Origin of the sequence: Intestinimonas sp. HCP28S3_D6, from assembly GCF_052065695.1 — a bacterium.
Taxonomy (GTDB): Bacteria; Bacillota; Clostridia; order Oscillospirales; family Oscillospiraceae; genus Intestinimonas.
The window spans coordinates 1-12275 of the sequence record NZ_JBQHTM010000067.1 but is presented as its reverse complement, the minus strand read 5'-3'; the positions used below and the strand labels follow the sequence as shown (position 1 = coordinate 12275).

At 62.9% G+C, this 12275-nt stretch carries 10 protein-coding genes; 7 read left to right on the top strand and 3 right to left on the bottom strand.

The window, feature by feature from the left end; genetic code table 11:
- The first annotated feature begins 77 nt into the window (after positions 1–77).
- Positions 78–2516 (top strand): glycogen/starch/alpha-glucan family phosphorylase, encoded by a 2439-nt coding sequence (gene glgP / locus ACTNBK_RS15515; RefSeq protein WP_441147469.1) that lies wholly within the window; start codon positions 78–80, stop codon positions 2514–2516.
- 55 nt (positions 2517–2571) lie between these two features.
- Here the strand turns inward: glgP and ACTNBK_RS15510 are convergent, their stop codons facing one another.
- The 3 genes from ACTNBK_RS15510 to ACTNBK_RS15500 form a co-directional block, all read right to left on the bottom strand.
- Entirely contained in the window at positions 2572–3021 is a 450-nt protein-coding gene (locus ACTNBK_RS15510) for a threonine/serine exporter family protein (protein WP_441147467.1), read from the bottom strand.
- A gap of 13 nt (positions 3022–3034) precedes the next feature.
- Positions 3035–3808 (bottom strand): threonine/serine exporter family protein, encoded by a 774-nt coding sequence (locus tag ACTNBK_RS15505; protein ID WP_441147465.1) that lies wholly within the window; start codon positions 3806–3808, stop codon positions 3035–3037.
- Positions 3809–3884: 76 nt separating this feature from the next.
- Positions 3885–5267, bottom strand: a complete 1383-nt coding sequence (locus ACTNBK_RS15500) for a rubredoxin (protein WP_441147464.1) — start codon at positions 5265–5267, stop codon at positions 3885–3887.
- Positions 5268–5534: 267 nt separating this feature from the next.
- Between ACTNBK_RS15500 and ACTNBK_RS15495 the strand changes: the two genes are divergently transcribed.
- The 6 genes from ACTNBK_RS15495 (at position 5535) to ACTNBK_RS15470 (ending at position 12132) form a co-directional block, all read left to right on the top strand.
- Complete coding sequence (locus tag ACTNBK_RS15495) at positions 5535–6668, top strand: cysteine desulfurase family protein (RefSeq protein WP_441147463.1); 1134 nt, start codon at positions 5535–5537, stop codon at positions 6666–6668.
- Between the two features lie 16 nt (positions 6669–6684).
- Entirely contained in the window at positions 6685–8052 is a 1368-nt protein-coding gene (locus tag ACTNBK_RS15490) for an MATE family efflux transporter (RefSeq protein ID WP_441147462.1), read from the top strand.
- Between the two features lie 170 nt (positions 8053–8222).
- Positions 8223–9188: an IS5 family transposase gene (locus ACTNBK_RS15485; RefSeq protein WP_441147471.1), complete on the top strand. Its 966-nt coding sequence runs from the start codon at positions 8223–8225 to the stop codon at positions 9186–9188.
- A 253-nt stretch (positions 9189–9441) separates the two neighbouring features.
- Positions 9442–10035, top strand: a complete 594-nt coding sequence (locus ACTNBK_RS15480; protein WP_441147460.1) for a TetR/AcrR family transcriptional regulator C-terminal domain-containing protein — start codon at positions 9442–9444, stop codon at positions 10033–10035.
- Positions 10036–10065: 30 nt separating this feature from the next.
- Positions 10066–10635: an isochorismatase family protein gene (locus ACTNBK_RS15475; RefSeq protein ID WP_441147458.1), complete on the top strand. Its 570-nt coding sequence runs from the start codon at positions 10066–10068 to the stop codon at positions 10633–10635.
- 33 nt (positions 10636–10668) lie between these two features.
- Entirely contained in the window at positions 10669–12132 is a 1464-nt protein-coding gene (locus ACTNBK_RS15470) for an S-layer homology domain-containing protein (protein ID WP_441147457.1), read from the top strand.
- The last annotated feature ends 143 nt before the right edge of the window (positions 12133–12275 follow it).

The window sequence follows — 12275 nt, the reverse complement described above, 5'->3', positions numbered from 1 at the left end:
GGGGGGGGGGGGGGGGCCCCCCCCCCCCCCGAACCTCTTGTACCGCGTTGAACTTTATGAAATGGAGACGTATGCCAATGTCTACGAAATATACCAAAAAAGAGCTGGAGGAGCAGATTGTCGGCAAGCTCCGCCGGAATTTTGGGCGTGAAGTGGAGGAGGCTACCTCTGTCCACATGTTCCGGGCCTGCGCCCTGGTGCTGCGGGACATCATGTCCGCCCGGGAGCTGGCCACCCAGAGCCGCATCCGGGACAGCCACGCCCGCCAGGTCCACTACCTGTCCCTGGAGTTCCTCATGGGCCGCTCCCTGGAGAAGAACGCCTACAACCTGGGCGTCCTGCCCCAGCTGAAGGAGGCCATCGAGGACCTGGGCTTCTCCGCCCCCAACCTCTTTGAGGTGGAGCCCGACGCCGGCCTGGGCAACGGCGGCCTGGGCCGTCTGGCCGCCTGCTACCTGGAGTCCATGACCACCCTGGAGATCCCCGCCACCGGCTACTCCATCTGCTACGAGCTGGGTCTCTTCAAGCAGAAGATCGTGGACGGCCAGCAGGTGGAGCTGCCCGACAACTGGCTGGACATCTCCGACTGCTGGCTCATCCCCAAGATGGATGAGACCGAGAAGGTCCACTTCGGCGGCACCGTGAAGGACGTGTGGGGCCCCGACGGCAGCCACTCCGTGGTCTACGAGGGCGGCAACGACGTGCTGGCCGTGCCCAAGGACATGGAGATCGCCGGCTACGGCACCGACCACGTCAATGTCCTTCGGCTGTGGGACGCCAAGAGCCCCACCCCCCTGGACATGTCCCTCTTCTCCCGGGGCGAGTACCTGAAGGCCACCGAGCAGAAGGCCATGGCCGAGTCCATCGCCAAGGTCCTCTACCCCGAGGACAACCACTACGAAGGCAAGTCCCTGCGCCTGAAACAGCAGTATTTCTTCGTCTCCGCCACCGTGCAGTCCATCTGCCGGCAGCACAAGGCGGAGTACGGCACCCTGCGCAACTTCCACCAGAAGCACGTTATCCAGATCAACGACACCCACCCCACCCTGGTCATCCCCGAGCTCATGCGCATCCTGCTGGATGAGGAGGGCTACACCTGGGACGAGGCCTGGCACATCGTCACCAACACCGTGGCCTACACCAACCACACCATCATGGTGGAGGCCCTGGAGCGCTGGCCCCAGCAGCTCATCGAGTCCCTGCTGCCCCGGATCTGGCAGATCCTGGTGGAGATCAGCAACCGCTATCAGGCCCAGCTCAACGAGTACTTCCACGGCGACCAGTCCAAGGTGCGGGATCAGGCCATCATCTGGGGCGGCGAGGTCCGCATGGCCAACCTGTGCGTGTGCGCCTGCTTCGCGGTGAACGGCGTGTCCGCCCTCCACTCCGAGATCCTCAAGCGTGAGACCTTCCACGACGTGTATGTCCGCACCCCGGAGAAGTTCAAGAACGTGACCAACGGCATCGACCACCGCCGCTGGCTCAGCGAGATCAATCCCAAGCTGGACGCCCTCATCCAGGACTGCGGCGGCAAGGGCTACCAGCTCCACCCCGAGCAGCTGGAGTGCCTGCTCAAGCACCAGGACGACGCCTCCGTGCTGGAGCGGCTGGCCGCCATCAAGGCCGAGAACAAGCGGAATTTCGCCGCCTACGTGGCCCGGGAGTCCGGCGTGGTGCTCAACACCGACGCCATGTTCGACGTGCAGGTCAAGCGCCTCCACGAGTACAAGCGCCAGCTCCTCAACGTGATGCACATCACCTACCTCTACCAGCAGCTCAAAAACGACGCCCACTTCGACTTCACCCCCCGGACCTACCTCTTCGGCGCCAAGGCCGCCCCCGGCTACTCCGTGGCCAAGGACATCATCCACCTCATCAACTCCCTGGCCCAGGCCGTCAACAGCGACCCCGCCTGCAAGGACCGGCTCCAGGTGGTCTTTTTGGAGAACTACCGGGTGAGCCTGGCCGAGAAGCTCATGCCCGCCAGCGAGCTCTCCGAGCAGATCTCCACCGCCGGCAAGGAGGCCAGCGGCACCGGCAACATGAAGTTCATGATGAACGGCGCCCTCACCATCGGCACCCTGGACGGCGCCAACGTGGAGATGCATCAGCAGGTGGGCGACGAAAACATCTTCCTCTTCGGCCTGAAGGCCCACGAGGTGGCCGAAAAGAAGAGCAAAGGCTACCGCGCCTACGAGTACTACATGCGCGACGGCCTCCTGAAGTCCGTGCTGGACCAGATCACCCAGGGCTTCGGCGACGGGGTGAGCTACTCCGACATCACCAACCGGCTCCTCTTCGGCGCCAACGGCGGTATGGCCGACGAGTATATGCTCCTGGCCGACTTCGAGAGCTACCGGGAGGCCCATGAGCGGACCGGCCGGACCTATCTGGACCCCAAGCAGTGGAACAAGATGGCCCTCATCAACATTGCCAAGTCCGGCATCTTTGCCGCCGACCGCTCCATCCGGGACTACGCCCGGGACATCTGGAAGGTGCCCGCCAAGCAGGGCTGAGTATGTTCCGATGAACACAAGAAAAAAGCGTGTGGACCAGTGTCCACACGCTTTTTTATTTTCCTCTCCGCTGTGCCAGGGCGCGGAAGAGGCCCTGGGGCAGCTCAAAGACCAGCAGGATGCCCAACACGATGGCCACCGCCGCCTTCAGGGTGGAAAAGCCCTTCCGGGCGGCCAGGTCCAGCTGGTCGGTGACCACATAATAGGCCGTCCAGTAGATGCCGGCGCCGGGCACCAGGGGAAAAATACCGGGGATGAGGAAGAGGGTGACGGGGCACCGGCGGCGCACCGCTGAGTACCGGGAGCAGAACACCACCAGGGCAGTGGCGGCGAAGATGGAGACGATGGTACCCAGCCCCAGCCGGTCCAGGGCCAGGTAGCACAGCCACCCCAGGCCGCCGATGACGCCGCAGCGGAGGTAGCAGTTGGGGGGTACGCTGAAGAGAAGGGCGAAGGCGGCGGTACCCACCGCCGCCGAGAGGACCTGGGCGATCCATTCCAGCACGGCCGTCACCCCCTTACAGCCCTGTGAGGGCGTGGTAGGCGGCCATGACGGTCCCCACCCCGAAGGCGATGCAGAAGGTGACCAGCAGCACGTCCAGCAGCCGCACCGACCCGGCGATGTAGTCCTCGTCGGCGATGTCCCGGATGCCGTTGGTGAAGGCCACCCCGGGCACCAGGGGGATGATGGACCCGATGATCATCATGTCCAGGTGATGGCCCAGTCCGGCGCCGTAGAGGAGGACGCAGATCAGGGTCACCAGGGCGCCGCCGGTGATGTTGGAGGCGATCTTGGAGAGCCGCCCCTTTACCACAAAGAGGAGGTAGAGATAGAGGAGGAGGCCGGCAGCCGCCGCCGTCAGGGCGTCGGCCCAGTCCCCGCCGAAGAGGACGCAGAAGCAGCCGCTGCCCACCCCCGAGGCCAGGACCTGGAGCCATGCGGGCAGACGGGGCATGGCCCGGATGGCCTTGAGCCGCTCCATGGCCTCCTCTGGGGTATGGAGTCCCTGCTCGATCTCCCGGGAGAGCTGGTTCACGGCGCTCACCCGGTCCAGCCGGGCGCCCACCAGGGGGATGTGCTTGACCCGGGCGAAGGTCTTGCGGCCCTCCCCCTCGGAGGTGAGGAAGATGCCGCTGCTGAGAACGAAGGCCTCCGCCTCCTCCACACCGTAGGCCGCCGCGATGCGGTAGATGGTGTCCTCCACCCGGAAGATCTCAGCGCCGCTCTCCAGTAAAATCTCCCCCGCCAGAGCCGCCGCGTCCAGCACCAGGCGGTCGTCTCGCTCCTTCATGGTGTTCCTCCCTTACGCCGAAAAAACCGGAGACGCTGTTGGGGCGTCTCCGGTTTTCGGTTCTATATCCCGAGCCTTAAAGGGGTTTAAACATGGCCTTGTCCATGCCGCACAGGGGGCAGGTCCACAGGCTGGGCACGTCGGCAAAGGCAGTGCCGGGGGCCACACCGTGGTCGGGGTCACCGGCGGCGGGATCGTAGATGTAGCCGCACAGCTTGCAGATGTACTTCTGGCTCTTGGCGGGGGCGGCAGGGGCGGGGTCCTTCACCAGGGCGGCCACGGACCGAGCCCAGGCGGCCACGGCGGCCAGGTCGTCCTCGGTGGGGGTGAAGCAGACCTTGAAGGGGGCCTCGGGCAAGGCGAACTTCAGCTGTTTGAGCTGCTCGTGGACCATGCCGGCGGCCTCGCCGGTCCAGCCGAAGGAGCCGAAGGCACCGGCGGCCCGGCCCCGGGTGTTGATGGCGTCCACGGCGTGGACGGCGTTCCAGATGGCCTCGGGGGCGGAGCGGTTGATGGTGGGGGCGCCGAAGAGGACAATGTCGCAGCCGTTCACCAGACCGGCCACGTCGGCGCCCTGGGGGTCCACCAGGTCCACGGTGGTGACCTGGCAGCCGTCATCGGCGAGGGCCTGGGCGGCGGCCTTGGCCAGGGAGGCGGTGCAGCCATAGGCGGAGCAGTAGAGCACCGCGGCGGTCTTCACGGCGGGCCGGGGGGCGGGGGTGGCCCACTGGCGGTAGCACTCCTTCACCTGCTCCAGGGTGGCGGTGGTGAGGCAGGGACCGTGGCTGGTGCACACCAGCTCGGCCTCGGCGGGCATCTTGTCCAGGCCGTCCAGCACGGCGGGCTTGAAGGGCCCGAAGATGCAGTCAAAGTAGTAGCGCAGCTCTCCCTCATAGGCCCGGCGGTAGACGGCGTGGATGCCGGTGTCCACCATGGAGGGCTCACAGAAGTGGGCACCCAGGAAGTCGCAGGTGAAGAGGGTCTTGTCCGCCTCGTCCCAGGTGAACATGGAGTCAGGCCAGTGGAGCAGGGGGGCAGAGATGAAGGTGAGGGTCTTGCCACCCAGGTCCAGGGTATCCCCGTTCTTCACCACCCGGCAGGGGAACTCCTCGTTGGAGATGGCGCTCAGGAACTTTTTGGCCGAGGCGGAGCACAGCACCGTCAGGTTGGGGCAGCGGTCCAGCAGGGCACGGACACCGCCGGAGTGGTCGGGCTCGGTGTGGTTCATGATGAGATAGTCCACCTTCTCGATGGGCATGACCTCCTCTACGTTCCGCACCAGCTCGTCGAAGTAGTCCTTGTGGACGGCCTCGATGAGGGCGGTCTTTTCCCCGCCGGTGACCAGATAGGCGTTGTAGGTGGTGCCATACTTGGACTCCATCACAATGTCGAACACCCGCAGGGCGGGGTTCTGGATACCCACAGACCAAATGTTTTCCCGGAGCTTGATTGCGCTCATGTATGTCCTTCCTTTCCCGGGCGGGGGCGGCCCGCCCTGTAAATCCTTGTAATTTCGTCGGAATTTAGTATATCTTCCCTGAGCCGGTCTGTCAACCGTTATCCCACCGCAAATCCACCAAAAACCCGCCCTTTACCGGCCCCATTCCGCCACCTCTTGACGGTTTTCCCCAGCGGCGGTAGAATATTGTTTATCTGCGGGCCGGACACACCGTTTTCCGGCCCGAAAACCATTCATTTGGGGACATGAGAAGGAGCGCAGGAGCACATGATCTATCTGGACAACGCGGCCACCACCAAGGTGTGCCCGGAGGCGGCCCGGGCTGCCATGGCCGTTATGACGGAGGGCTTTGGGAACCCCTCCTCCCGATACGCCCACGGCGCGGCGGCGGCAGAGCGGCTTCAGGCCGACCGGGCCGTGGTGGCGGCGGCGGTGGGCTGCCTGCCGGAGGAGCTCTTCTTCACCTCCTGCGGCACCGAAGGGGACAATTGGGCCATCCGGGCCGCCGTGGAGTACGGCAAGCGAAAGGGCCGCCACATCATCACCACCGCCATCGAGCACTCCGCTGTGTTGGAGCCCATCCGGGCCCTGGCCAATCAGGGCTATGAGGTGACCTACCTGCGCCCCGACCGGTGGGGCCGCATCGACCCCCAGGACCTGACTGCCGCCCTGCGGCCGGACACGGTGCTGGTGTCCATGATGCTGGTGAACAACGAGCTTGGCACCATCCTTCCGGTGAAGGAGGCTGCGGAGGCCATCCGGGCTACCGGCTCCCCCGCCCTCCTTCACACCGACGCCGTCCAGGCCTTTCTGAAGGTGCCCTTCACCCCCAAGGACCTGGGGGTGGACCTGCTCACCATCAGCGGCCATAAGGTCCGTGCCCCCAAGGGCATCGGCGCCCAATATATTCGCAAGGACCTGAAGCTGAAGCCGCTTCTGCTAGGCGGCGGGCAGGAGAGCGGCATGCGCCCCGGCACCGAGCCCACCGCCCAGATCGCCGCCCTGGCCGCCGCCTGCCAGGCCTGGATGGACCACCGGGAGGCATATACAAAGCGGATCGAAGATACCAAAAATCACTTTTTGGACTCCTTTGCCGCCGCCCTGCCCCAGGGCGTGGTGGTGAGTCCCGGGGACGCCCCCCACATCTGTGCCGTCTCTCTGCCGGGCTACCCCAGCGAGATGCTGGTGCGAGAGCTCAGCGACCGGGGCATCTGCGTCTCCTCCGGCTCGGCCTGCCACCGGGGCAAGCCTAGCCATGTCTTTGCCGCCACCGGCCGCCCCAAGGTGGAGCTGCTGGGGGCGCTGCGGGTGTCCTTCTCCCCGGAGAGCACCTCCGAGGAGGCCGACGCCCTGGTCCGGGCCCTGGTGGAGATCACCTCCGCCCGGGTCTCCGCCCGGTAAGGCCGTGCTGGCCCATATGCGGCGGGGCAGGGCCTTTTACCGGGACGTGGTGACCCTGGCCCTGCCCATCGTGGCCCAAAACCTCATCACCACCTCCCTGGGGCTGGTAGACACCTTTATGGTGGGCGCCCTGGGGGAGGCCCCTCTGGCGGCGGTGACCCTGGCCAACATCCCCGTCTTTGTGATCCAGCTGGTGATCTTCGGCCTCCAGAGCGGCTCCTCCGTCCTCATCAGCCAGTACTGGGGCAAGGGGGACACCGACAGCATCAACCGGGTCCTGGGCGTGGGCTGCTATGTGGCCGGCGCCATTTCGGTCCTCTTCGCCCTGGCCATGAGCGTCTTTCCGACACAGCTCATGGGGCTGCTCACCAACGACCCCGCCCTGGCCGCTATGGCGGCGGACTACGCCCGCATTGTGGGGCCCTCCTACATCCTCAACAGCATCACCGGCGTCTATGTGGGGGCCCACAGGAGCATGGAGCACCCCCGGCTGGGGCTCATCATCTTTTCCATCTCCATGTGTACCAACACCTTCCTCAACTGGGTCCTCATCTTCGGTAACCTGGGCGCTCCCCAGCTAGGGGTTACCGGTGCCGCCACGGCCACCCTTCTCTCCCGGGTGGTGGAGTTCCTGGTCATGGCGGTGTACGCCCTCACCAACCGCCGCTTCCGCCTGCGGCCGGGTCTGGCCCTCCGTCCGGGCACCGAGCTGCTGTGGCGCTTCCTGCGCTACTCCGGCCCGGTGGTGGTCAACGAGACCCTCTGGGGCCTGGGCACCTCCCTTTATAAGGTGGTCATGGGTCACATGGAGGGGAGCACCGAGATCCTGGCCGCCCGGGCCCTGGCCGGCAACATCGAGGACATCTGCACCGTGGTCATCTTCGCCATCAGCGGCACCACCGCCATCATCGTGGGCCGGGAGATCGGCGCCGGCCGGGGAAAGGAGCCGGTCTACCAGGTGGGGGCCGCCATGGACACTCTGGCACTGCTGGCCGGGGGCGTCATCGGCCTTGGACTGGCGGCGGCGGCCTGGTGGGTGCTGCCCTGGGCGGTCTACCCCCGCTTCCACCTCTCCGACACCGCCGCCCGGACCGCCACCATGATGCTCACCTTCACCGGCGTCTTTTTGGCCCTCCGGGCCTTTAACAGCAACAACACCGTGGGGGTCCTCCGGGGCGGCGGCGACGTCCGTGCCGCCATGCGCATCGACATCCTCCCCCTCTGGTGCGTGGCCCTGCCCCTGGCCGCTCTCTTCGGCCTGGTCCTCCAGTGGGGCATCTTCTGGGTCTACGTGGGCATCACCATGGAGCAGGTCACCAAATTCGGCACCGGTGTGCGCCGCTTCCGCTCCCGGGTGTGGATCAACGACATTACCCGGGCCTGAGGGAACCCATTCCGGGTTGAAAAAAGCACACCGGACTGCTATAATAATCTCTGTTGGACCATGGTCCCTCAGCTGATTTACGGGACATTTGTCCAATTATTTTATTTAAGGCAATACCGCATAATGCAAGATATGCCAAAATATGATATACTATCCACATGAATAAGCAAATGAGTCTGTCCGCTCTAAGCGATGAGCTTGCACAGGTGCGGACGAAGAAAAAAGAATTTCTTGCGCAGATAGAGCGCATCGTTCCGTGGGGAGAGTGGATTGCCCTCATCAAGCCGTACTATTACAAAGGAGAGCGCGGCAATAAGCCCTATGATCTGGAACGGATGCTGAGAATCTATCTGATTCAGAACCTGTACGACCTCTCCGACATGGCAACCGTGGCGGAGGTTATAGACAGTCGCGCATTTTCGGAGTTCTGTGGCGTGGACTCCAGCAATCAAGTTCCGGATGGAGACACCTTGGGTCGCTTCCGCAATCTGCTGGTAAAGAACAGCTTACAGGAAAAATTGTTTGCGCAGGTTGTATCGCTGCTGATGGAGCGTGGAATGATTTTGAAAAAAGGAACGATCGTAGATTCCACAATCATTTCTGCCCCGAGTTCCACAAAAAATAAAGAGAAGCAACGTGACCCGGATGCACATCAGGTGAAAAAGGGAAACACATGGCATTTCGGCTATAAGGCTCATATTGGTGTGGACAAGGACAGCGGTATTGTCCACACGGTAAAAGTGACTGCTGCCAATCAGCACGATGTCTCCATGACCTCGGAATTGCTGACAGGCGAGGAAACCGTTGTCTATGGAGACAGCGGCTATCTTGGGGCAGAAAAGCGTGAGGACGCTGTAAAAAAGAATGCAAACGGAAAACGGATTCGCTATAAGATCAATCGTCGCCCCTCGCAGATTGCCAAGAAATCTATTCGTTCTCAAGGACAGCTCAAACGGAGAGAACATGAAAAATCATCCGTCCGGGCAAAAGTAGAACACGTTTTTGCTGTCGTCAAAGGTCAGCTTCGATACCGAAAGACGCGATACCGAGGGCTGCGAAAACAGACGGCAAAACTGAATATGATGTTTGCACTGGCAAATCTGATTCTGGCTGACAGGCCCTGTCTGGCAGTCTGATCATTGATGCCCCGCAAACAGAAAACAAAAGATTTCTTTATAAATTCTGGCAGCTCCTGCTATACCGAACCTTTTATAAGCCTGTTATGCGGTGTTGCCTTAAATAGCCGTTTTCCAATCTTTTACTTTTTTATTTCTGGTGGCGCACTTCCTGCGCCGCCGGGCGCAGGATCACCCAAGGACGGTGGGTAAACGCAGCCGTCCGGGTCGGGTCACGGCCAAAGGCGCGGCTGCCGCGCCGGGAGGTGATGTCATGCCGGACTCCAACATCACAAAGCGTGCCCTGGCACAGGCCATGAAGGATTTGATGCGCGCGGAGCCCTTCTCTAAGATCAGCGTGGGCGACATCTGTCAGGCCTGCAACATGAGCCGGAAGAGCTTTTACTACCACTTTCGGGACAAATATGATCTGGTGAACTGGATCTTCGACTCCGAGTTTCTCCAGTCTATCCACCCGGAGGCCTACCACAGTGGCTGGGGCCTCCTGGCAGACATGTGCGCCTATTTTTACCGGGAACAGGCCTTCTACCGCAGCGCACTGCTCATCTCCGGCCAAAACTCCTTTCGGGAGTATTTTGGGCAGGCCATTGCCCCCGTCATGGCCTTCTTTGCACAGGACATCTTTGACGGCGTGGAGCATGTGGACTTCTACGTCACCTTTTTCAGCGACGCCATCCTCATCTCCATCATCCGCTGGCTCACCGAGGGGGCGCAGATCCCGCCGGAGGAGTATCTGAGCCAGCTGCGGCACATTCTGGTCCGTCTGGCCAAGCACACCATTGACGAGCTGGGTCCCTTTGAGGAGGACACCCGGTCCGAGCCGCCCGTACCATCCGGACAGACATAAAAGGGGCAACGCCCCGGAAAGGACATGCTTATGGATCGAACCAACCCGCTTACCCGTTTCCACCTGGATGCGGAGGACGCCGTCCTCCTCATCATCGACGTCCAGACCAAGCTCATGGTCGCCATGGAGGAGCAAGCCCGTGTCTGCCGGAACACCGGCATCCTCCTCACCGCCGCCCAGGCCCTGAACATCCCCGTGGTGGTCACAGAGCAGTACCCCAAGGGTCTGGGGCCCACCGTGCCGGAGGTGGCCGGGCTGCTGCCCTCGGACGTCCGCATGCTGGAAAAGTCCTCCTTTGACGCCGCCCGGGACGGCCTGCTGCCGGTGCTGGAGGAGCTGGGCCGGCACAGCGTCATGGTCTGCGGCACCGAGACCCATGTGTGCGTCTATCAGACGGTCCGCAGCCTGCTGGAGCAGGATTACAAGGTTTTCCCCATCGGGGACGCCATCTGCTCCCGCTCCCCCTACAATTATCAGAACGGCCTCTCCCTCATGGACCGAATGGGCGCCTGCGTCCTCACCGCCGAGGGCGCCGCCTTCGATCTGCTGAAGGTCTCCGGCACCCCCGCTTTCAAAACCGTGTCCAAGGCTCTGAAGTGAGCCAAAAATAAAAAAAGAAAAGAGAGAGAAATCATGAGGATCTGGAAACGCGTCTGTGCCCTTGCCCTGGCTGCTCTTCTTGTCCTCCCTGCCGCCGCCTCCGCACAGTCCTACACCGACCTGCCCATCTCCCACTGGGCCTATGATGACATGACCCAGGCCGCCGATCTGGGTATCATCCAGGGTGTGGGCGGCGGCCGCATCGACCCCTCCGGCACCTTGAGCTGGGGTCAGTTTCTCACCATGTTCGCCCGCACCTTTGCCTCCGGCAAGTACACCGCCGCTCTGAACTCCGGTCTGGCCTGGGATCAGGCAGGGCTCCAGGCGGCTCTGAACGCCGGCTACCTGGAAAGCGGCGATCCGCTGCCCTTCCTCCAGGGCGGTAGTCTCTCCGACCCCGTGTCCCGTCAGGATGCCGCCATCCTCCTCTCCCGGGCCCTGCCCGAAAACGCAGGCGTCTACGGCTGGCAGCCGACAAATGCCGCCTCCTTCACCGACTGGAGCCAGATGGACGCCTTCCATCAGGAGGCAGTGTCCGCCCTGGCCGATCACGGGGTGATCTCCGGCCGCACCGACGGCTCCTTTGGCTGCGCCGAAACCATCCAGCGCTCGGACGGCGCCGTGCTGCTCATGCGGGTGCTGGACCTGGTGGACAGGGTCCACTACGGCGAGCAGAAGGCGGTGACAATCCGGGTGGTGGATACCACCACCGGCCAGTCCATCCTCCCCGATCAGCAGATGAGCGCCTCCGTGGGCGACTCCCTGTCCTATCTGGCCTACCAGGTGGAGCCCAGCTACTACAACTATGACGGCGGTTACGGCACCTCCATCAGCACGGCCTGCGACGTCTACACCCTGGACTTTACCCCCATGACCCAGGCCGAGATCCAGGAGGCGCAGTTCTGGGAGAAGGTGGACCGGGGCGAAGCCAGCTATGACGACTACTGGACCCAGGACTTCCTGCTGAACTACCAGGGAGAGAACCCCAGAAAATATCTCCTCCTCTTCGGAAGCCAGGACAAGCGCCGCTTTGACAACAAGGCGGAGGCCGAAGCCGCTATGACCACCATCACCGTGCCGGTTTGGAAGCTCTCCAACGGCGTTAAGACCCCCTCCACCATGTCCCTCACCATCCACGCCGCTCTGGCCCAGGACGTGACGGAGATCTTTACCGAGATCTACAACGACCCGGAACAGTTCCCCATGCACGACATCGGCGGCTACTCCTGGCGGGGCGATACCGCCACCGGCGAACACAACTGTGGCACCGCCATCGACATCAACTCCAATGAGAACTGCCAGATCCGGGACGGCCAGGTACTGGCCGGGAGTCACTGGACCCCGGGTACTGACCCCTACTCCATCGGCCCCGACAGCTCCGTGGTCCGCATTTTTGCCGAGCACGGCTGGAGCTGGGGTGGTGACGCCTGGGAGTGGGACTCCGACATCTCCTACGGCTACCACGACTACATGCACTTCTCCTACATGGGCGGCTGATCCCAAACAATTTTTTCAGTTTTTTCTTCAGATGTAGGTTTGTCAAACATATTGGACGGTGAACTCTCGAGGAGAAAGCCAACCCAAAGGTCTCATGGGGAAGTTATTGGAGCGGCGGTTGTGGGCAGCGAGCTGCTTTGCGA